Below are 21,847 nucleotides of genomic sequence, written 5' to 3'. Positions count from 1 at the left end.
GATTAAAATGATTTTGTCTGTATTACGTTGCTTATGAAAGCGATTCTTTAATCCAGTCGTATCCTTTTTCTTCTAATTCTAAGGCTAACTCTTTTCCTCCTGTTTTTACAATTTTTCCATCGTATAACACGTGTACAAAATCAGGAACGATATAGTCTAACAAACGTTGGTAGTGCGTAATTAAGATTACGGCATTATCCTCGCTTTTTAATTTATTAACTCCATTAGCAACAATGCGCAATGCATCGATATCCAATCCAGAATCTGTTTCATCCAAAATAGCAATTTTTGGTTCTAGCATTGCCATTTGGAAAATCTCATTTCTCTTTTTCTCTCCTCCAGAAAATCCTTCGTTCAATGAACGAGATAAAAATTTTCTATCGATCTCCAACAATTCTGATTTTTCTTTAATTTTTTTCAGCATTTCACTTGCAGGCATCTCTTCTCCACCTTTTGCTTTTCTCGCTTCGTTGATAGCCGTTTTGATGAAATTAGTAACCGAAACACCAGGGATTTCAACTGGATATTGGAACGATAAAAACACCCCTTTGTGCGCTCTTTCTTCTGGAGCTAATTCTCCTAATTCCTCTCCATCCAATAACATTTCACCTTCCGTTACTTCAAAAGCCTCATTTCCAGCAATTACAGAAGACAAGGTACTCTTTCCAGCACCATTAGGTCCCATAATCGCGTGAACTTCACCCGCTTTTACTTCTAAATTAATTCCTTTTAATATTTCTTTATTTTCAACACTTGCGTGTAGGTTTTTTATCTGTAACATAAACTCTTGTTATTTTATATTTGTAATGATACGAATGTCTCCATTAAAATGATGTAGATTAACCTACACTTCCTTCTAATGAAATCTCTAATAATTTTTGTGCTTCAACTGCAAATTCCATCGGTAGTTTATTTAACACCTCTTTAGAGAACCCATTGACAATCAAGGCAATTGCTTTCTCTGTAGGAATTCCACGTTGGTTACAATAGAAAATTTGGTCTTCTCCAATTTTACTTGTTGTTGCCTCGTGTTCAATTTGAGCCGTTGAATTTCTTGCTTCAATGTAAGGGAATGTATGGGCTCCACATTCGTTACCCATCAATAACGAGTCACATTGAGAGAAGTTTCTTGCATTTTCAGCACGTGGTCCTACTTGCACTAAACCGCGATAACTATTTTGAGATTTACCTGCTGAAATACCTTTTGATATAATCGTTGACTTCGTATTTTTACCTAAGTGAATCATTTTAGTTCCTGTATCGGCTTGTTGAAAATTATTCGTTACCGCTACTGAATAAAACTCTCCAACTGAATTATCTCCTTTCAATACACATGAAGGATATTTCCATGTTACAGCAGATCCCGTTTCCACCTGTGTCCAAGAAATCTTAGCATTGGTTTCACACAATCCGCGTTTTGTTACAAAGTTGAAGACTCCACCTTTTCCTTCTTTATCCCCTGGATACCAGTTTTGTACTGTTGAATACTTAATTTCTGCATTATCTAATGCGATTAATTCAACAACAGCCGCGTGTAGCTGATTTTCATCGCGAGAAGGTGCTGTACATCCTTCTAAATAAGAAACATAGCTTCCTTCATCTGCAACAACTAATGTACGCTCAAATTGTCCCGTTCCCGCTTGATTAATACGGAAATACGTAGATAATTCCATCGGACAGCGAACGCCTTTTGGAATATAACAAAATGATCCATCAGAAAATACAGCCGAATTCAAGGCTGCATAGAAATTATCCGTTTGCGGCACTACGGTTCCTAAATATTTTTTTACCAATTCAGGATATTCTCTAATTGCTTCCGAAATAGAACAGAAAATAATTCCTTTCTCCGCTAACGTATCTTTAAATGTTGTGGCTACTGAAACGGAATCCATAACAATATCCATAGCAACGCCAGACAAACGCTTTTGTTCGTCAATTGAGATACCCAATTTATTAAAGGTCTCCAACAATTCTGGATCCACTTCATCTAAACTGTTGTACTTGTCTTTACTTTTTGGTGCTGAATAGTAAGAAATGGCTTGAAAATCTGGTTTTTCATAGTGTACATTCGCCCATTCTGGCTCTGTCATCTCTTTCCAAATACGGAAAGCTTCTAATCTCCAGTTAGTCATCCATTCAGGTTCTTCTTTCTTTGCAGAAATTGCTCTGATGATGTCTTCATTCAATCCAATCGGAAATGTCTCAGACTCTATATCTGTATAGAATCCATACTCATACTCCTTACCTTCTAATTCTTTTTTTAAATCTTCTTCTGTATACTTGCTCATATATTGGTACTTAAAAGCAATTATTACCTGCTTCTACATTAGACTTTACTTTGTTAAAAGGGAAGAACTTAATCTTCCCTTTGTGTACTATAAAGAAAAACTTTCTCCACATCCGCAAGTTCTACTTGCGTTCGGGTTGTTAAAATAGAAACCTTTTCCGTTTAACCCTCCTGAATATTCAAGAGTTGTTCCTACTAAATACAAAAAGCTTTTTTTATCAACAGCAATTTTAACCCCATTATCTTCGAAAACTTTGTCGTCTTCTGTAATGCCGTGGTCAAATTTCAATTGGTACGATAAACCGGAACATCCTCCGCTTTCTACCCCTACGCGAACATAATCCTTTGTAGAATCAAATCCTTCATCCTCCATCAAAAGAGCTACGCGCTTACTTGCTATATCTGAAACTTTTATCATACGTTTTACTTAAAATAGATTAATTCTATACCGATGGACAAAGGTATTATAAAAAAATGGTTTCTAACACTAACTAACATATTTATAACGATTAGAAGTTTTAATACTAAAATCGATAAAATCTATTGTTCTAATCCATTTTTAATTACTTATTAAGCAGTAGATTACCTAATTTACTACCGATTCAAAATCGGTTTAATACGGTAAATAAATTCTTTTTCTATTTAAAAAGCTTTCGTTACAAATTTCGTATCTATTTTTTGATAAAAAAGGCACAAATAAAAGAAAGGATTGAACAATTCCAAGGAAAGTAGTTTTTAAGGGTGGGTTGCGTTTTCGCGTTTTCGCGTTTTCGCTTTTTTGATTTTTTGTAAATTTTCGTTTAAAAACGGTCAACCTTATTTAGGGACGTTCACCTTTCTTCTCTTTATCTCATTAGGTTTATATTCTATTTTAAAAAGTCAATTCATTTTATTTGGCACAGGACCCTGTGCCCCTACACCTCTTTCTTCTCTCTTCTTTCTTCTCTCTTCTTTCCAATTCACTATAATTTTCTTACTTTGCAAGAATCAGAGTTAAACAAAGACAACATGAAATTATATAGCATTGAAAGTGGCAATTTTAAATTAGACGGTGGAGCCATGTTTGGGGTAGTACCCAAATCGATATGGAACAAAACCAATCCCGCAGATTCAAATAATCAAATTGATTTAGGTGCTCGTCTGTTGTTAATTGAAGACGGAAACCGCCTGATTTTAATCGACACAGGAATGGGAACCAAACAATCCGACAAATTTTTTGGCTATTATTCGCTATGGGGAAATCACACCTTAGAAAAGTCACTAGCCAAACACGGTTTTCACCCCGATGATGTTACAGATGTATTTTTGACTCACCTGCATTTTGATCATGTAGGTGGTGCTGTAAATTGGAATGCCGATCGCACAGGCTATATCAATGCCTTTAAAAATGCGCGTTATTGGTCCAATGAAGCGCATTGGAATTGGGCTATCAACCCCAATGCAAGAGAGAAAGCCTCTTTTTTACCCGAAAACATTCTCCCTATTCAAGAAAGTGGTGCGCTACACTTCATTGAAAGACAAGACACTGATGTACTTCTACAAACAGAGTTGGGATTTTCAATCTTTTTTGCAGATGGACATACGGATAAGCAAATGATTCCTATTTTGGATTACAAAGGCCGTAAATTAGCCTTTACTGCGGATTTGTTACCAACTGCAGGGCATATTCCCCTGCCTTATGTCATGGGATATGACACCCGTCCTTTGTTAACGCTAAGTGAAAAGGAAAAATTTTTAAAAATGGCTGCAGATGAAAATTGGCTCTTATTCCTAGAACATGATGCTCATAACGAAATAATTACAGTTCATCATACCGAAAAAGGAGTGCGATTAAATGAAATACTCCAGACGTCCGATATCTTAATTTAATGTTAAGCATAACGTTTTCAATCAATTAAATACTATTTTTATCGGTCTTAAACGAAATAAAAACAAATACAATGCGTTTGATTAAACCAATTTATCTTTCAGCAGCCTTAGCTTTTGCTTTAGCTAGTTGCGGAGGCTCAAAAGCTATCATTCAAAAACCAATTTCAGATGTAGATCAGTTACCTACAAGAACATCTGCATTACCAGAAGAACAATTGAAAAGATGGAGTCATTTAGACATCCTAAGAGATACGGTACCTGGAATGTCAGTAGATCGTGCTTATGCAGAACTTTTAAAAGGAAAACCATTGCCTAAAAAAGTAGTTGTAGGTGTTATTGACTCGGGAATTGAAATTGACCACGATGATTTGAAAGATCAAGTTTGGACCAATCCAAAAGAAATCGCTGGAAATCAGATTGACGATGATAACAATGGTTATATTGACGATATCCACGGATGGAACTTCTTAGGAAAATCAGTACATGAAAACGTAGAAATGGTTCGTGTAGTACGAAGAGGAGATGATGGATCAGAGCAATACAAAAGAGCTGTAAAAGAGCTTGCAAAAGAAATCCAAGAAGCAAAAGAAATCCAAGTTAGAGCAGACATGTTAATGCGTGCAAACGAGAGATTAGCTGCTTTCTTAGGTAAAAAAGAGTATACCATCGAGGATTTAAATGCGATTGGAGAAGATGCTTCAGAAGAAATTGCACATTCTAAAAAAGTAATTTCCAACATTCTAAACAATGGACGTGAGCTTTCTTGGTTAGAAACATACAAAAACTACGGAGATAGCAAATTGAAATACCACTTAAACGTGGATTACAACGGACGTGAATTAGTTGGTGATGACCATGCGAATATCAATGATCGCGTATATGGAGACAATAATGTAATTGGTCCAGATCGCGATGAAGCAAAACACGGAACACACGTTTCAGGAATCATTGCACAAACAAGAAACAATAATTTAGGTGGAGACGGTGTTGCATCTGAAGTTGCTGAAATCATGGCTTTAAGAGCGGTTCCTGATGGAGACGAATACGACAAAGACATCGCATTAGCTATTCGCTATGCAGCAGACAATGGAGCCAAAGTAATCAATGGAAGTTTCGGAAAATACTTTGAAGAAAACAGCCAATGGGTACGTGATGCTATTCAATATGCAGAATCTAAAGATGTATTAATCGTTGTAGCCGCTGGTAATGACGCCATGGATTTAAATATCGAAGGTGGTGTAGAGCGCTATCCAAATGACAACGTAAAAATGGGACCTGAAGTTGCAAGCAACTTTTTAGTTGTTGGAGCTTTAAATCCAAAATTCGGAGAAAATATGGTTGCTACTTTCTCTAACTACGGACACTATGATGTTGACGTTTTTGCTCCTGGAGTAAAAATTTACGCCACAACACCACATAATTCATACGAATATTTACAAGGAACGTCAATGGCTTCGCCAAACGTTGCTGGAGTTGCTGCTTTAATCCGCGCTTACTACCCACAATTTACAGCTGCTGAAGTGAAAAAAATCATCATGGATTCAGGTGTAGCAGTAAATATTAACGTAATTGTAGGAGAGAAAAGAGAGGTGAGAAATTTCAATTCTATTTCGACATCTGGAAGATTTGTTAATGCATACAATGCCTTACTTTTAGCTGAAAAATTAGCTAAGGCAAAAAAATAATCTTTTCTATTTTTTAAAGAAAACGATACCCTACTCCACAACTTAGCACTACTTTGTTGTGGAGTTTTAATTTAAACAGAGATATGAAAAAATTAGTTGTAGCTTTCTTTTTTTGTTTGCCTTTTATTCATCAGGCTAACGCACAGCAAAACCCCAACCCAGGGTATTGGCAACAACATGCTGATTACAGCATGGATGTCAAAATGGACGTTAAAAAATTCACGTATACAGGTACACAATCTGTTGCCTATACGAATAACTCTCCTGACACTTTACGCAAAGTTTTTTACCACTTATACTTTAATGCGTTTCAACCCAATAGCGATATGGATGCGCTGTTAATGAGTATTCCTGATCCTGATCCGCGTATGGTGGATACTAAAGAAATTCGCGGTAGAAAAATAACAGAGAGCCGAATCAATAAACTCAAAGACAATGAGATTGGTTTTGTTAAAGTAAAAAAACTAACCCAAGATGGTTCTGCAATCGAAGGTAAAGTTGTAGGAACAGTATTAGAAGTGACCTTAAACACACCTTTAGCTCCCCATCAAACAACAATATTGGATTTGACTTTTGACGGTCAAGTACCACAAATGATTCGCCGTGCTGGACGCAACAGCAAAGAAGGGGTAGCACTGTCTATGGCTCAATGGTTTCCAAAATTAGCCGAATACGATTTCGAAGGCTGGCATACAGAACAATACTTAGGGAGAGAATTCCACAGTGTTTGGAGCAATTACGATGTAAAAATCACCTTAGATAAAGACTATACAGTCGGAGGAACAGGTATTTTACAAAACCACAATGAGATTGGACATGGATACCAAGATGCAGGTGTAACGGTTCCTTCAACGAAAGGAAAAACCTTAACTTGGCATTTTAAAGCAGAAAATGTATTGGATTTTACTTGGGCAGCAGATCCCAATTACATCCACGACATCTATGAGGGACCAAATGGTGTTAAACTACACTTCTTGTACAAAAACAATCCAACAATTTTAGAGAATTGGAAAAAATTGCAGCCGATCACGGCACAGTTAATGGAATTTTTCAATACCAATGTAGGTGAATATCCTTATTCACAATACTCCGTAATCCAGGGAGGTGACGGAGGAATGGAATATTCCATGTGTACATTGATTACAGGTGAAAGAAATTTTCCAAGTTTAGTAGGTGTTACAGCGCATGAATTAGCTCATAGCTGGTTTCAACATACACTAGCTACAAATGAAACAAAGCATGAATGGATGGATGAAGGTTTTACTACGTTTATCTCAGACTTGGCCCTATTGCAAATTCTTCCAAAGGAAAACTTAGAAGATGACAATCCTTTCGCTTCGACCTATAAAAGCTACTACAATATGGTCGCGCGTAACATTCAAGAACCTTTGACTACGCATTCCGATCACTATTTGACCAATAGAGCCTATTCGATATCTGCCTATAGCCGTGGATCAATCTTTTTGACGCAATTGGCTTATATCATTGGTTGGGATAATATGATGCAAACACTGCGCGAATTCTATAGCCAATATAAATTTACACACCCTACACCTAATGATTTTAAACGCACTGCGGAGCGAATCACTGGAGCAAATTTAGATTGGTATATGACCGATTGGACCATGACAAATAATACGATTGACTATGCGGTATTATTTGTTGAAGAAATTCAAAAAAACCAATCATTAGTTACCTTAAAACGCATTGGCCGTGCCGGAATGCCATTGGATATTTTAGTAACCTATCAAGATGGTTCAATGGAAACATTTTATGTTCCCTATACTTCCATGCACTGGAACAAACCCAATCAATATGTAGAATATGAGCGCACAATTTTAGAAGGATGGGGTTGGGCACAACCGGAATATAAATTCATCATCAATAAACCCAAAAGCGCAATTAAAACGATTCTGATTGACCCTAGTCAGTTTATGGCTGATGTCAATCAAGAAAACAATGTTTTCCACAACTAAATAAGCAATTTAGCGAAACAATTAAAAGTCCTAGAAATATTCTAGGACTTTTCTTTTATACATATCGTTTTCCTTTTCTACCTTTGTACCACCTATGACAAAACAAAACGAAACATATCCCAGAGAAGAAAAACTAAAAGCCAAAAGGCTTATAGATGAATTATTTATAACGGGTAAATCTGTTAGTAAATATCCCCTTCGCTTGGTGTATATTGAAGTAGAAGACGAAAATGCTCCCGCTTTTCAAACAGGAGTATCCGTATCTAAACGCTATTTTAAAAAGGCCGTGGATCGCAACTATTACAAGCGTTTACTTCGTGAAACCTATCGCAAAAATAAACATATCCTCACCGAACAACTGGATCAAAAATTTGCAATGATGTTGTTTTATCAAACAAAAGATCGTCTAAATTATCAAGAAGTAGAACACAAAATGAAAGGCTTGTTTGACAAGTTTATCAAACAACAGCAAACAACCCCTTCAGAAAGTGATAATCATGCGATTTAAACGTATTTCTATTCTGAAATACCCAAACCTACAACTTGTTTTTATTAAAGGCGTAAATCGCCTGATTTGGTTTATAATAAACGAAAGCCGAGCTCTAGCTCGGCTTTCGTTTTATTTAAATACCTTTAAAGTTCCCATAATAGCTTCCAATTCAAGCATTACATCGCGTTTACTCATCGAAGGATTATAGGTAAACCCTTCAATAATCAAATAGTAGTCGTCTTTTTTGACGATATAGGACAAATAGGGACCGCCCATAAAACTATTCTCCATATCCCACGTTCCCTTTACTTCTGTAATTTCTTGATTCTTTATATAAATCGTCCGATAGAATGGTTCAAAATCAACACTCATATTCATAAACGTATCAGGTTCTGAAGAATGAATGTATTTTCCAACTACTGAATCCCTTAAATAATCCATATCGAGAATAAAATCTCTTTGTGTTTTAAACGGTTTGACCAATTGAAAAGGCAAACTATATACTAAGATATTGTTATTTCCCGAGGCTATTTCTTTTTTGTACCAAACAAAATTATCATCCACTAAAACGCGCTTATACGAAGTGGGTAAATCAATATCTATATTGTATTTGTCGTGTAAATAAACCGTTTCAAATAAGGGACCTTCTTTTATACGCTTTTGAATATCCGCAATTTCTTGTTTGTGAAATTGCTGAATAATCGAATCTTTGTTTTTTAAGAATGTCGCAATAATACTCTTGTTGTCGGTTCCTTCGATTAAAAAGTAATTCTGCGGTTGAGCATATTGATCGACAATTAATTCAAAATTACTTCTATTTTCATTGGTCGAAACATATACAATATTCTTTCTGCTTTTTGCGGTATTGGCAAAAATACCAGGTGACTGTTGATCCAAATCAAATCGCGGTTCAACAGGTGTGATTCCGTCTATACCAGCAGCTAAATAATGGCGAATGCTATCTCCGACATTGCTCAACCACAAATCGTCATCCATCACCAACAAAATATGATTGATTTGTCCTTGCGAAGGAGCCCGCATATCTTCTTTTTGCATGGGGTTTTTACAACTCACACAAAAGAGAAAACACATCATATAGAATACCGTATACTTCAATGCAGCATTTAATTAATTCGCAATTTCATACCAGGTTGTAGTGTGGCATTCTCACTCATATTGTTCAATGCCTTTAACTTTGAAATGGTAACACCTGGTAGGTTTTTACTGATTGAATAAAGTGAATCTCCTTTTTTAACAACATAAAATCCATTGGTAGATGCTTGAGCTACGGTTGATTTACCGACCACTAACTTCTTACCAGGATAAATAACATTGGTCTTCATATTATTCAATCGCTTTAATTCCACAATAGACAAGCCGTATTTTTTTGCAATCACCCCCACACTTTCTCCTTTTTTAATTGTGTGATATTTATTGCGAACACCCGAAGTTTGTGCAATGGCAATATCGTAATTTGGCTTTTCTTTTCTATTTTCCTCAAAGTCTACATAAGCGTAAATTTTTTCTTCATTTGAAACCAACAGACCCGCTTTATCTAATGGCAAACGCAAAAAATGCAATTCACTTGAAGAATAGGGCACTACTTTCAATTTATAAGTGGGATTAAGAAACTCTAATTCCTCTTGACTAACGTCTAACAATTTGGAAATTTGATCGAAACTCATCATGCGTTTAACCGCCACTGTATCCGTTTGAACCAATTTCATTGGAATATTTGCATTTGCTTTTATTCCGTGCTCTTTAGCATATTCAAAAATATACATCGTCGCATAAAAAGCAGGGAGATAATTTTGAGTTTCACGCGGTAAATTAGGACGAATATTCCAGTAATTCGTCAAACCATTCGAACGGCGAATTGCTTTAGATACATTTCCAGGTCCAGCATTATAAGAAGCTAAAACCAAATCCCAATCACCAAAGATTTTATACAAATCACCCAAGAATTTAGCCGCAGCTTCGGATGATTTTAAAGGATCAATACGGTCATCTTTAAACGAAGAAACGTCTAGATTGTATTGTTTACCAGTAGCATACATAAATTGCCATAAACCAGTTGCTCCCATATGAGAAACCGCTTTCGGGTTTAAAGCTGATTCCACAATAGCCAAATACTTCACTTCCAACGGAATATTATTTTTGGCTAATTGTTCCTCAAACATGGGAAAATAGTACTCTGAAAGTCCTAATAGGCGTTCAAATGACTTTTTTCTCTTCTTTAAAAACGACTTAATTAAGCGTTCTAAAGATTCATTGTACTCCACATTAAAGGGGGTTTTTTCATTCAACAACGCCAATCGTTCTTTCAAAACGGCTGTTGTTAATCCATCCCATTCACCATCTTCATCGCTAAAGAATTCGTCACTAGTCAAATCATCCGTCATCTCTTCAAACAAATCCTGATTAATCAATTCATCTAGCCAAAGCTTCTCGATGCGTTCGCTAGTAGAATGATTGACAAAACTGGCTTTTATAGAATCCAAATACATTTGGGGATCTAATTCTCTACTTTTTACTTCAATTCCTTCTGTTTGTTCTTGTGCACTTAACGTAAAAGATAATAGGCTAAAGAGGGATAACGCTACTCCTTTGTAATTCATAATGTTCTATTTTGAAAATAGGGCATAGCCACATCCCGTGGCTATACCCTAAAATATTATTCTTGTATTGCTTTGATACCTGGCAAAATTTGTCCTTCTAACATCTCTAACATCGCTCCTCCACCTGTCGATACATAACTCATTTTTGGAGCTAAACCAAATTGCTTAACCGCTGCTACAGAATCACCTCCTCCTACTAAAGAGAACGTTCCATTTTTAGTTGCTTCTGCAATGAAGTTTCCTAATTCAATGGTTCCATTAGCGAATTTATCCATCTCAAATACCCCTAAAGGTCCATTCCAAAGAATGATTTTTGAATCTAAAATTACTTTTTTCAAACTAGTCAAGGTTTCAGGACCTACATCTAGCCCTTGCCATCCAGCTGGAATTGCATTTACATTGACGATTTGTGTATTGGCATCTGCAGCAAAGGCATCTGCTGCAACCACGTCAATTGGCAAGTGAATTTGAACATTTTTTGCTTTGGCTTGTTCCATAATGCGCAAGGCCAAATCCATTTTGTCATCTTCGCAAATTGAATTTCCGATACTACCACCTAATGCTTTAACGAAAGTGAAAGCCATTCCTCCACCAATAATCATATGATCAACTTTATCTAAAATATTCTCGATAATGGTGATTTTTGAAGATACTTTTGATCCACCTAAAATAGCAGTAACAGGTTTTTCGGCGCTATTCAAAACCTTGTCAATACTTTCAATTTCTTTCGCTAATAAATAACCGAAACACTTGTCATTTGGAAAAAATTTAGCAACAATTGTAGTTGAAGCATGGGCGCGGTGAGCCGTACCAAAAGCATCATTGATATAAAAATCAGCAAATGCTGCTAATGCAGCCGCAAAAGACTCCTCTCCTTTTTCTTCTTCCGCATAAAAACGCAAGTTTTCCAATAGAATAATATCTCCTGCTTGACTTTGATCCACAGCGTTTTTTACTGTTTCGCCAATACAATCCTCAACAAATGTAACCTTAGCACCTAAAACTTCTTCGGTTTTTGCTACAATGTGACGCAGGGAATACGCCTGGTTTTTCTCCCCTTTTGGACGTCCCAAGTGAGATACTAAAATCGCCACTCCCCCGTCTTTTATTACCTTCTCAATAGTCGGTTTTGCGGCTTCGATACGATTAGTATCTGTGACCTCAAAGGCTTCGTTTAAAGGTACATTAAAATCAACGCGAATTAATACTTTTTTATTTTTAAAATTCACATTATCAATTGTTTTCATAGTTGTATTGTTCTATAATATATTCTGATTAACGCAAATATAAATCTTTTTAAAATCCAATGGACGTTTATTTTTGATTATTATATAACCAATGGTACTTTTTAAGTACCTTTTCCTAATACTATTTCTGTTGTATAACAAACGCCTACTGTTTTCTCAAACTTTATTGGAGTTTAACTCCTGTTTTAATCTTGTAGTTACTCCAATTCAACTTACATTGAAATGAATTCTATTCTTTCTCCGATTACTTTGAGAAAAAGACAATCTAGTAAACCTCAAAAAGAACCTTCTCCCGAAACTAATTTGAATTTAATTCTAATTCTGTCCGAAAGAAATCCATTATATTTGCATTATGCTATTTTCAGAAATCGTTGGTCAACACCACATCAAGAATCACTTAATACAAAGTGCCACTTCAGGTCGAATCCCTCATGCTCAATTGTTTATTGGACAAGAAGGTACAGGAACATTGGCTATGGCAATTGCCTACGCACAATACTTACTTTGTAAAAATATAGGGGGAGAAAACACCGGTGGAAACGAAAGTTGTAACACTAAATTCAATGCGTTAATGCACCCGGATTTACATTTTGTTTACCCTGTTGCAACGACTACAGAAGTAAGTAAACATCCAACCAGTGATAAATTTGCCGAACAATGGAGAACATTCCTAAAAGTCAATCCTTATGCCAGTCTTTTTGATTGGTATAACCACATTGATATTCAAAATAAACAAGGGCAAATTGGCGTAGATGAAGCAGGTGAAATACTGAAAAAACTAGCGTTGAAATCCTATGAAGGAGGATATAAAATCATGATTATTTGGATGGCTGACAAGTTGAATACAGAAGCTTCCAATAAGATTTTAAAAATTTTGGAAGAACCGCCTGCCAAGACTATTTTTATTTTGATAGCTGAAAATGAACAATCCATTTTACAAACCATTTTATCGCGTTGTCAACTGTTGCGATTTAACGCCTTAAACAGCGTTGAAATTGAACAAGCCTTAATCTCAAACCAAAATTGCGAGAAACAACAAGCCGCATTAATCGCCCGTCAGGCACAAGGCAATTACAACAAGGCCATTCAATTGGTCTCTAATGCTGCTGACTCTGCTGATTTTGAACAAAAATTTGTCACTTGGGTACGCGCTGCTTTTCGAGCAAAAGGCAATGCTACAGTGATTAAAGATTTAATTGAATGGAGTGAAGATTTGGCTACTTTGGGAAGGGAACAACAAAAACAATTCCTCGAATTTTGCATTGAGCTATTTCGACAAGCGCTTTTGTGCAATTACCAATCACCTAATTTAGTGTATTACCAAACCTCTGTTGATAAATTTAAACTGGAAAACTTTGCTCCTTTTGTCAATGGAGCCAATATAGACGAAATATTCGAAGAATTATCCAATGCCATTTATCACATTGAACGCAATGGAAATAGCAAAATGATCTTTACAGATTTATCGATCAAATTAACGCGTTTAATCCACAAAAAATAGCGAAACTATTCGGTTTCGCTATCGGGTATTGTTCGTTGATATAACTTTAATTCCTCCCAAGTAAATTCGTCATTTGAAGCACTTTTTATTTCGGCTAATGATTTCCCTACATTCGAAGTAAATACTTGCTGTAATCGCTCTATTTTGCTTTCTTCTAACACCTCATTCAGTTGGATCTTGCCATCTGCAATCAATTTTGCTAAATGAGAAAAAATAGTCGTTGGAGTTAATTTTCGCTCTTGTGCAATCGCATCGACGCGTAGACCTTCCATCCACAACTCATGCGTTACGGCAAATGTACTTTTCTTCTTCTCCTTTTTTTGCTTGTCTTTGTTCTTTAAATCTTCAATTAAATCATAGTCATCTTGCAAATCTAAACGAGTACTTCTCAATAAAGTAGCAATATGAGTAAGGTGATTTATTCGATACTCCCCTACTTCTAAACTCCTCAAATTCTCTTTGGTTAACCGCTCTTTTTTTACTACTAAATCGACGATTTGCTTTGCTTTCTTTACGTCCAATACTGCCTTAATGGTTTGATCCTCTAAAACTTCTAATTCCGTAAAAAAGGTCTTCATCTGTCGTTTGCCTCTCACTTGAGCCATGGTAAACAAAAGCTCAAAAACTACGTGATCTAAAGTGGGAAAAAAATAAGCATATGCCTTGTCCACGCGTTCTTTTACAAACTTAATATCCATCTTAGATTGATAAAAAAGATGTCTTAACTGCAAGATAAATTTATCTGCTAAGACAACCAACTCCTCAAGCGTCTGAACAATTTTCAACGTCCAACTCTTAAATTCACTCTTTTTACTGCGTTCCGCTTCCTCATTATATGAATACAAGTGATTGCGCCAGTTTTGACTCAATGTCTTCCACGAAAAAGCCTCCACTAAACGCTCTTCAAGGAAAAGCAAAGTTTGCTTGTGTATTTCTTCCTCTAATGTTTCTTTATCAGCTCGATTTTTAGCATACTGCATCACATCATCGTCATTCTTTAACCCATTCATCTGAATAGGCGATAAAAGGACCAATCCCTGTAGCGATTTTAAACGAGAGAGGGCAACATAAGCCTGACCAGGTAAAAAGACCTTAGAAACGTCTAAAATCGCTTTTTCAAAGGTTAATCCCTGACTCTTGTGCACTGTAATTGCCCAAGCTAATTTTAAAGGATAATGCGTAAAGGTACCCAAGAGTTCTTCCTCTATTTCCTTGGTATTGGGATTTACTTTATACCGAATATTTTGCCACTCATAGCGCTCTACTTCAATCACTTCATTTTCTTCTGGAAATTTGACATAAATCTCGCTTGAACTCAATTTTTGTACAATCCCCATTTTGCCATTGTAATACTTCTTCTCAAAAGACAAATCGTTTTTGATAAAGATAACCTGGGCCCCCACTTTTAGCTGCAATTGATTTTCAATCGGGAAAATATTCATTGGAAAATCTCCGACAACTTCAGCTTGAAAAGCATATGATTTTGCCTCTAAAGCCTCCAATGAATCAGAATTGATTGCATCTGCTTTAGCATTATGTGTCGTCAACGTAATATAACCACTTGCTTTTTGCCGTTCAAATGTAGGATTGACATACTGATTAAGCACTTGCAAATTGGTAGTCGTTATCGTATTATTTCTCAGGTTGTTCAAAATCTGAATAAAGGCGTCGTCAGATTGTCTATATACTTTATCCAACTCAATATACAACGGTGGATTAGACTGAATAACATGAGAATGGAAAAAATAAGATCCTTCATAATAGCGACGTAAAACCTCCCATTCTTCATTTTTAACTACTGGTGGTAACTGTAATAAATCACCAATAAACAACAACTGAACCCCTCCAAAAGGTTTGTTATTACGACGAATGGTCTGCAACATAAAATCCATCGCATCCAGTACATCAGCACGTAACATACTCACTTCGTCAACAATCAACAATTCTAAATTGAGAAAGAGCGATCGACGCATATTGCTCATTCGAAAATGCTTTTTAATCGATACGCGATTTTCAAACTTTACATATTCGCTAAAAATAGGAGGATTAGTTGCATCTGGAATAAAAGCAGCTAAGGGAAAATGGAAAAAGGAATGTATAGTAACACCTCCTGCATTTAAAGCTGCAATCCCTGTAGGGGCAACAATAACCGTATTTTTATGTGTACTACTGACGATTTCCTTCAACAACGTTGTTTTACCAGTACCTGCCTTACCAGTTAAAAAAATGGACTGCTTGGTCTCGTTTATAAACTGTAAAACATAGGTGGCTTCTCTAGAAAAATTCTCCATTTTTTAAGGTAAGATAAAACTAAAATTGGTTTAAAAATAAAAATAGTCCCAAGAATACTCAGGACTATTTGAACATTATACGTAATTAAATATTCTTATTTTTCTTCTTTAACTGCAGGAGCTGCTTCTTTTTTATCATCTACTGTAGTAGCAGCTGCAGATCCTTGGTATTTTGCATTCAATTCCTTGATGATTTCTTCCGTGATATTATATCCGTCTTTACCGTATATAACTGTAGAAGCCTCTTCTGTATTAAATACATAATCAAGGTTCTTTTTCTTCGCATAGTCAGCAATATGAGTTTTCACTTTCTTTACGATTGAATCCATCTCTTTTGAGCTTTCAGCTTGCAACTCTTGAAAAATAGTTTGTTGTTTCGCTTGTAACTGTTGTTCACGGCGTTGTAATTCACCACCTTTTTGTTGAGCCCAAGCCTGACCTTTTTCAGCTGCATTCGCTTGAAAGTTTTGAACCTCGCGTTGAAATTGTGCAATTTCTCCTTCGAAGGCTTTTCCTTTCTCCTCAGATTTTATTTTGTATTTTGATTCGATATCCTTTACTTCTTGATATTCTGTCATTAATTTAGAAGAATCAATATACGCAGTTTTAAATTCTGTTGTAGCAGCAGTGTTTGAATTGTTGTTACAAGAAAATAACAATCCCGCTAATCCTAATACGAAAATACCTTTTTTCATTTTTGATTTTTTTAAAAACATGTAAAATTAAAAAAACTTTTAATGTTTACTACATTATTTCCATTTATATCTATCTATAAATAATACTTATAGTTAAACCAACTAACATCAATAAAAACTATCAAAATAGGTTTTTATAGCTCTTATTACGTTAATTATCTTTTTTCAAGCATATAAATCCTTACCTCTACTATAGAAAGTTTCTTAAAACGCTTTAAAATCGTTTTTCTCTATCCTATTCTTGATTTTTTAGGCAAAACAAATGCTTTACACTTTTTTTGATAAACAATAAATCAAAGAAGAATATTCCATCGAATTTCTCGCTTCTACATTTGAACGCAATCCCACAAGAAAAGCCTTAATCCAATTTTTCTTTCCCGTCTTATATTCTTCTGATAAAAGGGATACATAAAAACTATCGAAAAGCATAGGTTGCAATTCATCCACCTGAAAGTTGAAAGTTGAAAAAATTAAAGCCACCGACTTTTGTGAAAAGTGCCAAAGGTGACGAGGAACATCAAAAGCAGCCCAATGTTCTTTATAATACATAGCATCGTAAGATTTATAATTGGGAACGGCAATAATTAATTTTCCACTTGGTTTTAATAAACGATCTAACGCTACAATCTGTTCTTCTAAATTGGAAACATGTTCTAAAACGTGCCATAAGGTAATCACGTCAAAAGAGTGATCCGGAAGTTCGCTTAATTCGCTCACCATCGCAATTCCTTTTTTCGATGCCAATTGGCTTGCTTTTTCACTCGGTTCAAATCCCGTAGTCCTCCACCCTCTCTTTTTTGCTTCAACTAAAAAATCACCCGTACCACAACCAAAATCCAAAAGTGTTCCTACAGTATTATTTTGCTTAAACAACAAATCTACTTTTTTTCGCAAGGCAATTTTCTTGACACTTTGATACAAGCGCTCAAATAAATTACGTTTGCCATCCGTATGGGAAATATAATTTTCACTTTGATAATAGCGACCTAAAAGTTCTTTGGGAGGAAAAGGATCGGTCAGCAACAAATCATAAGCATGATTATAGTATAAGGAAAATACTTCTTGAGAAACGGTATAATCTTTTACTTCCAAAAATTTTTCATCTTTACTAAAATTCATTTTTTTCATCTAATCTATGCTATTAAATTTTCTATTCTTTGAATAGCTAAAGTCCATTCAAATTTAAAATTTATTACTACAAAAGCACCGTCTTTTTCGAATTAATATTTGATCTGTTTTTTTAAAAAAAAATATTTTTCAAGTCAGGGGCAAATTGCAATTTGCCCTTACGGATCGTTTTTACAATTTTAAATTCCTTGATAAATTCTGATAATGGTTATGCCTTTTTCTGGTCAAGGGCAAATTGCAATTTGCCCTTACGGATCGTTTTTACAATTTCAAATCTCTTGATAAGTTCTGATAATGGTTATGACTTTTTCTGGTCAAGGGGCAAATTGCAATTTGCCCTTACGGATCGTTTTTACAATTTCAAATCCCTTGATAAGGTCTGATAATGGATATGGATTTTTCTGGTCAAGGGGCAAATTGCAATTTGCCCTTACGGATCATTTTTACAATTTCAAATCCCTTGATAAATTCCGATAACGCATATGTCTTTTTCTGGCCATAAGGCGAACTACAAGACTTTTTCACTTGATGTGTTACTTTAACTAACGCTGTAATTGATTGTAAAGATGGGGGTTAATTTCAAACCTCTAAACAAAAAAATAAGGATTGTTCCACGTGGAACAATCCTTATCTTATGCTTTACTCTCCTCTTTATCTCCCCATATGGATCAATAGAATCGAGATATCTGTTGGTGTAACTCCGCTAATTCGAGAGGCCTGAGAAATCGTAATTGGACGAATCTTTTTAAACTTCTCACGGGACTCAAACGACAAAGAAACGATCTTATCGTAATCAAAATTCTCTGGTATTTTGACATCCTCAAGACGGTTTAATTTATCTGCATTATTCTTCTCCTTCTCAATATATCCTGAATACTTTACTTGAATTTCAGCCTGCTCAATTACCTCTTGATCGATGCCTGATTCAGCAATATATTCCCCTACTTTTTTAAATTTTAAAATGTCATCTAACTCAATTTGTGGACGTGAAAACACCTTAAACATCTTGTCAGGTTGACTCATTAAAGAAGATCCCTTTGCTTCTAAAATTGGATTTGCCTCCTCCGTTTTCACACTCGTCTCTTTAAAAAACTCCACGAATTTTTCCGACTCTTCGCGTTTATATTCCATTCTTCTCATGCGTTCTTCTGATGCTAATCCAATCGAATAAGACATTGGAGTCAATCGGAAATCTGCATTATCTTGACGCAATAAAGTGCGATATTCTGCTCGAGAAGTAAACATTCGATAAGGCTCTTCAGTTCCTTTTGTAATCAAATCGTCAATCAAAACTCCGATATAAGCTTCATCTCTTCGCAAGATCAACGGTTCTTTTTCCTGCACTTTTAAGTGTGCATTTATACCTGCCATTAGTCCTTGAGAAGCTGCTTCTTCATATCCTGTTGTACCATTAATTTGACCTGCAAAATACAACCCATCTACTAACTTTGTTTCTAAAGTATGCTTCAATTGTGTTGGTGGAAAATAGTCATATTCGATCGCATAACCTGGTCTAAATATCTTCGCATTTTCGAAACCTGCTACTGCACGTAAGGCTTTAAATTGGATATCTTCTGGTAAAGATGTAGAAAATCCATTCACGTAAATTTCGCATGTATTCCAGCCTTCTGGTTCAACAAAAATCTGGTGTCTCTCTTTATCTGCAAAGCGATTAATCTTATCTTCAATAGAGGGACAATAACGCGGACCTAAACTTTTTATACGTCCTGTAAACATCGGAGAACGATCAAAACCTTCGCGAAGTAGGTCGTGAACCTCTGCTGATGTATAGGTCATAAAACAGTCTCTTTGTTGTTTTAAAGGTGATGTTACATCCATATAAGAGAACTTAGAAGGGTTGATATCCCCCCCTTGAACTTCCATTTTGGAGTAATCCAATGAACGTCCATCCACGCGTGGAGGTGTTCCCGTTTTCATTCGACCTGCAGTAAAACCAAGTTTTACTAAGTCTTCTGTTATTCCAAAAGCTGCTCCTTCACCTGCTCTACCCCCACCAAATTGCTTTTCTCCAATGTGAATTAAACCATTCAAAAAGGTTCCATTCGTCAAAATAACCGTCTTTGCTTTGATGGTTAATCCCAAACTGGTCACAACACCTTCAATCTTATGATTGTTTACAAGAAGTGATTTTACCATATCTTGATAAAAATCTAAGTTCGGTGTTCCTTCTAGCATCAAACGCCAAGTTTCAGAAAAACGCATACGATCGGACTGTACACGGGGCGACCACATCGCAGGTCCTTTAGACTTATTCAACATCTTAAATTGTATGGCTGTCTGATCGGAAACGATTCCTGAATATCCACCCAACGCATCTATTTCACGCACAATTTGTCCTTTGGCAATTCCTCCCATGGCAGGATTACAAGACATTTGAGCGATATTCTGCAAGCTCATGGTAATCAAAAGTGTCTTTGATCCCATATTTGCTGCTGCCGCTGCAGCTTCGGAACCAGCATGTCCCCCACCTACAACGATTACATCATATATATCTTGAAAAATACTCATTTTTAAAAAAATCTAGTCAATTATTGTTCCACGTGGAACATTTTCATCTTTTCTTCTTCTTTTTGACGCATTAAAGCCTCATCCTTCTCACTCTTGTCTTTATACCCACAATAATGAAGAATACCATGTGCCATAACACGCAACAATTCTTGGTCAAAAGCCACCTCAAACTCAGCAGCATTTTCTTTAACACGGTCAATACTTATAAAAATATCACCACTAACTACTTGATTTTCAGTATAATCAAAACTAATTATATCCGTAAGTGTATCGTGATCCAAATACTTAACATTAATTTCGTGTAAGTATTCATCTGTGCAAAAAATATAGTTGATTTCTCCAATTAGAAAATCTTCAGAAGCTAAAATGGACGAAATCCACACTTCATATTGATCTTCCTGTTGAAGCGAAAAATCTAATTCGTAATTAAAAGTTATCATATAAAAATCTAAATATCAGGCAAAGGTACGATGAAAATCAAAACAGTAATGCACTGAAATCTAAAAACATTCCTAAATAGAAAGGGCGTATTAAAAAAAAATACTAGCCTACTCTCATTTCCATCAAGAAGTTAGATGAAACCCAACTGAAAAAAGACCATTAACAAGAAACAAACGCTAATTAGAAAGAAAAAGAAGAAATGAAAAAAAACAACGCCTGACAATTGCTGTATTTCAAAAAAAAAAATACCAATTTTCAAATACGCAAAATACAGCTTCTCCTCCCTAAAACCTTCTTCAAAGATACAAAAAACAAAAAACAGAAACAGAAGAATCTAGAAAAAATCAACTTGCTTCAATCTAAAAAGGTAAACTGTATTTTTAGTATATCCATCTAAGGGATGGAAAAAAAAATATACGCAAACTACAACAGATACAAAATCAAAAAGAAAATTGAAAAACAATACTCCTTGCAAAAATGAAGTCCCTATAATTTCAGTATTTCCATACTCTTCACAGAAAAATAGATATACGCGAAATACAACAAGTCAAAAAATATAAAGATCTACAAAATTTTAAGTGGATAAAATAAATACAAGCTGTTGTAATCTTCGTATTTACTTCTACGGTCTACTGAAAAAAAAATACGCAAACTAGAACAAGCATAAAAAGAAAAAGAAGATCAAAATCAAAAAATGCAATAAAATGAAATCCCTATAATTTTTGTATTTCCATCTTACTTACACACAAAAAAAAATACGCAAAATACAACAGACCAAAAATTAAAACGCAGTACAAAATGAAGCTGCTATAATTTTAGCATTTGCATCCCACTTGCACAAAAAAAAATATACGCAAATTACAACAGACCAAAAATTAAAACGCAGTACAAAATGAAGCTGCTATAATTTTAGCATTTCCATCCCACTTGCACAAAAAAAATATACGCAAATTACAACAGACCAAAAATTAAAACTTAGTACAAAAATGCAGCTGCTATAATTTTAGTATTTCCATCCCACTTGCACAAAAAAAAATATACGCAAATTACAACAGACCAAAAATTAAAACGCAGTACAAAATGAAGCTGC

At 35.4% G+C, this 21,847-nt stretch carries 16 protein-coding genes; 5 read left to right on the top strand and 11 right to left on the bottom strand.

Translation table 11 applies throughout. The annotated features are described in order from the left end of the window. Nucleotides 1-31: 31 nt before the first annotated feature. From sufC to HX004_RS00725, 3 genes are all read right to left on the bottom strand, one after another. A complete protein-coding gene (gene sufC, locus HX004_RS00735) occupies nucleotides 32-781 on the bottom strand; it encodes a Fe-S cluster assembly ATPase SufC (RefSeq protein WP_286440377.1) in 750 nt (249 codons plus the stop codon). A 58-nt stretch (nucleotides 782-839) separates the two neighbouring features. After that, nucleotides 840-2,288, bottom strand: a complete 1,449-nt coding sequence (sufB, locus tag HX004_RS00730; RefSeq protein ID WP_286440376.1) for a Fe-S cluster assembly protein SufB — start codon at nucleotides 2,286-2,288, stop codon at nucleotides 840-842. 87 nt (nucleotides 2,289-2,375) lie between these two features. Beyond that, on the bottom strand, nucleotides 2,376-2,705 hold the full coding sequence (locus HX004_RS00725) for a HesB/IscA family protein (protein ID WP_060875289.1): 330 nt from the start codon (nucleotides 2,703-2,705) through the stop codon (nucleotides 2,376-2,378). Nucleotides 2,706-3,295: 590 nt separating this feature from the next. On the opposite strand from HX004_RS00725, the gene HX004_RS00720 reads away from it, so the two are divergent. The 4 genes from HX004_RS00720 (at nucleotide 3,296) to rnpA (ending at nucleotide 8,325) form a co-directional block, all read left to right on the top strand. After that, nucleotides 3,296-4,156 carry an MBL fold metallo-hydrolase gene (locus tag HX004_RS00720; RefSeq protein ID WP_286440374.1) on the top strand — a complete coding sequence of 287 codons (861 nt, stop codon included), beginning with the start codon at nucleotides 3,296-3,298 and terminating at the stop codon, nucleotides 4,154-4,156. 71 nt (nucleotides 4,157-4,227) lie between these two features. Beyond that, nucleotides 4,228-5,841 carry a S8 family peptidase gene (locus HX004_RS00715; RefSeq protein WP_286440373.1) on the top strand — a complete coding sequence of 538 codons (1,614 nt, stop codon included), beginning with the start codon at nucleotides 4,228-4,230 and terminating at the stop codon, nucleotides 5,839-5,841. A gap of 83 nt (nucleotides 5,842-5,924) precedes the next feature. Next, a complete protein-coding gene (locus tag HX004_RS00710; RefSeq protein WP_286440372.1) occupies nucleotides 5,925-7,817 on the top strand; it encodes a M1 family metallopeptidase in 1,893 nt (630 codons plus the stop codon). A gap of 94 nt (nucleotides 7,818-7,911) precedes the next feature. Then, nucleotides 7,912-8,325: a ribonuclease P protein component gene (rnpA, locus tag HX004_RS00705; protein ID WP_286440371.1), complete on the top strand. Its 414-nt coding sequence runs from the start codon at nucleotides 7,912-7,914 to the stop codon at nucleotides 8,323-8,325. Between the two features lie 111 nt (nucleotides 8,326-8,436). On the opposite strand, the gene HX004_RS00700 is transcribed toward rnpA, so the two are convergent. The 3 genes from HX004_RS00700 to HX004_RS00690 form a co-directional block, all read right to left on the bottom strand. After that, nucleotides 8,437-9,363, bottom strand: coding sequence for a DUF4837 family protein (locus tag HX004_RS00700; protein WP_286440370.1), 927 nt, complete (start codon nucleotides 9,361-9,363; stop codon nucleotides 8,437-8,439). Nucleotides 9,364-9,431: 68 nt separating this feature from the next. Beyond that, nucleotides 9,432-10,925, bottom strand: coding sequence for a lytic transglycosylase domain-containing protein (locus tag HX004_RS00695; protein WP_286440369.1), 1,494 nt, complete (start codon nucleotides 10,923-10,925; stop codon nucleotides 9,432-9,434). 56 nt (nucleotides 10,926-10,981) lie between these two features. Continuing rightward, a complete protein-coding gene (locus tag HX004_RS00690; RefSeq protein WP_286440368.1) occupies nucleotides 10,982-12,172 on the bottom strand; it encodes a phosphoglycerate kinase in 1,191 nt (396 codons plus the stop codon). A 352-nt stretch (nucleotides 12,173-12,524) separates the two neighbouring features. On the opposite strand from HX004_RS00690, the gene HX004_RS00685 reads away from it, so the two are divergent. Then, the gene (locus HX004_RS00685) at nucleotides 12,525-13,673 is read left to right on the top strand and encodes a DNA polymerase III subunit (protein ID WP_286440367.1); all 1,149 of its coding nucleotides are present in this window, start codon (nucleotides 12,525-12,527) and stop codon (nucleotides 13,671-13,673) included. Nucleotides 13,674-13,678: 5 nt separating this feature from the next. On the opposite strand, the gene HX004_RS00680 is transcribed toward HX004_RS00685, so the two are convergent. From HX004_RS00680 to ybeY, 5 genes are all read right to left on the bottom strand, one after another. After that, nucleotides 13,679-15,964: a helix-turn-helix domain-containing protein gene (locus HX004_RS00680; RefSeq protein WP_286440366.1), complete on the bottom strand. Its 2,286-nt coding sequence runs from the start codon at nucleotides 15,962-15,964 to the stop codon at nucleotides 13,679-13,681. Between the two features lie 95 nt (nucleotides 15,965-16,059). Then, complete coding sequence (locus HX004_RS00675) at nucleotides 16,060-16,659, bottom strand: OmpH/Skp family outer membrane protein (protein ID WP_286440365.1); 600 nt, start codon at nucleotides 16,657-16,659, stop codon at nucleotides 16,060-16,062. 267 nt (nucleotides 16,660-16,926) lie between these two features. Beyond that, the gene (locus HX004_RS00670) at nucleotides 16,927-17,778 is read right to left on the bottom strand and encodes a class I SAM-dependent methyltransferase (protein ID WP_286440809.1); all 852 of its coding nucleotides are present in this window, start codon (nucleotides 17,776-17,778) and stop codon (nucleotides 16,927-16,929) included. 660 nt (nucleotides 17,779-18,438) lie between these two features. After that, nucleotides 18,439-20,316: a tRNA uridine-5-carboxymethylaminomethyl(34) synthesis enzyme MnmG gene (gene mnmG, locus HX004_RS00665; RefSeq protein WP_286440364.1), complete on the bottom strand. Its 1,878-nt coding sequence runs from the start codon at nucleotides 20,314-20,316 to the stop codon at nucleotides 18,439-18,441. Nucleotides 20,317-20,336: 20 nt separating this feature from the next. After that, nucleotides 20,337-20,756: an rRNA maturation RNase YbeY gene (gene ybeY / locus HX004_RS00660; RefSeq protein WP_286440362.1), complete on the bottom strand. Its 420-nt coding sequence runs from the start codon at nucleotides 20,754-20,756 to the stop codon at nucleotides 20,337-20,339. Nucleotides 20,757-21,847: the final 1,091 nt, after the last annotated feature.

The sequence above is a fragment of the Myroides sp. 1354 genome (genome assembly GCF_030324495.1).
GTDB lineage: Bacteria > Bacteroidota > Bacteroidia > Flavobacteriales > Flavobacteriaceae > Flavobacterium.
The sequence above is the reverse complement of the archived record's forward strand: the minus strand, read 5'-3'. Positions and strand labels throughout refer to the sequence as shown.

What these genes read in the sequence shown, in the direction of transcription:
- HX004_RS00680 (WP_286440366.1), bottom strand. Translation starts at nt 15,964, where the DNA reads ATGGAGAATTTTTCTAGAGAAGCCACCTATGTTTTACAGTTTATAAAC.
- HX004_RS00700 (WP_286440370.1), bottom strand. Translation starts at nt 9,363, where the DNA reads ATGCAAAAAGAAGATATGCGGGCTCCTTCGCAAGGACAAATCAATCAT.
- HX004_RS00695 (WP_286440369.1), bottom strand. Translation starts at nt 10,925, where the DNA reads ATGAATTACAAAGGAGTAGCGTTATCCCTCTTTAGCCTATTATCTTTT.
- rnpA (WP_286440371.1), top strand. Translation starts at nt 7,912, where the DNA reads ATGACAAAACAAAACGAAACATATCCCAGAGAAGAAAAACTAAAAGCC.
- sufB (WP_286440376.1), bottom strand. Translation starts at nt 2,288, where the DNA reads ATGAGCAAGTATACAGAAGAAGATTTAAAAAAAGAATTAGAAGGTAAG.
- HX004_RS00725 (WP_060875289.1), bottom strand. Translation starts at nt 2,705, where the DNA reads ATGATAAAAGTTTCAGATATAGCAAGTAAGCGCGTAGCTCTTTTGATG.
- HX004_RS00675 (WP_286440365.1), bottom strand. Translation starts at nt 16,659, where the DNA reads ATGAAAAAAGGTATTTTCGTATTAGGATTAGCGGGATTGTTATTTTCT.
- HX004_RS00710 (WP_286440372.1), top strand. Translation starts at nt 5,925, where the DNA reads ATGAAAAAATTAGTTGTAGCTTTCTTTTTTTGTTTGCCTTTTATTCAT.
- HX004_RS00690 (WP_286440368.1), bottom strand. Translation starts at nt 12,172, where the DNA reads ATGAAAACAATTGATAATGTGAATTTTAAAAATAAAAAAGTATTAATT.
- HX004_RS00670 (WP_286440809.1), bottom strand. Translation starts at nt 17,778, where the DNA reads ATGAATTTTAGTAAAGATGAAAAATTTTTGGAAGTAAAAGATTATACC.
- HX004_RS00685 (WP_286440367.1), top strand. Translation starts at nt 12,525, where the DNA reads ATGCTATTTTCAGAAATCGTTGGTCAACACCACATCAAGAATCACTTA.
- sufC (WP_286440377.1), bottom strand. Translation starts at nt 781, where the DNA reads ATGTTACAGATAAAAAACCTACACGCAAGTGTTGAAAATAAAGAAATA.
- HX004_RS00715 (WP_286440373.1), top strand. Translation starts at nt 4,228, where the DNA reads ATGCGTTTGATTAAACCAATTTATCTTTCAGCAGCCTTAGCTTTTGCT.
- mnmG (WP_286440364.1), bottom strand. Translation starts at nt 20,316, where the DNA reads ATGAGTATTTTTCAAGATATATATGATGTAATCGTTGTAGGTGGGGGA.
- ybeY (WP_286440362.1), bottom strand. Translation starts at nt 20,756, where the DNA reads ATGATAACTTTTAATTACGAATTAGATTTTTCGCTTCAACAGGAAGAT.
- HX004_RS00720 (WP_286440374.1), top strand. Translation starts at nt 3,296, where the DNA reads ATGAAATTATATAGCATTGAAAGTGGCAATTTTAAATTAGACGGTGGA.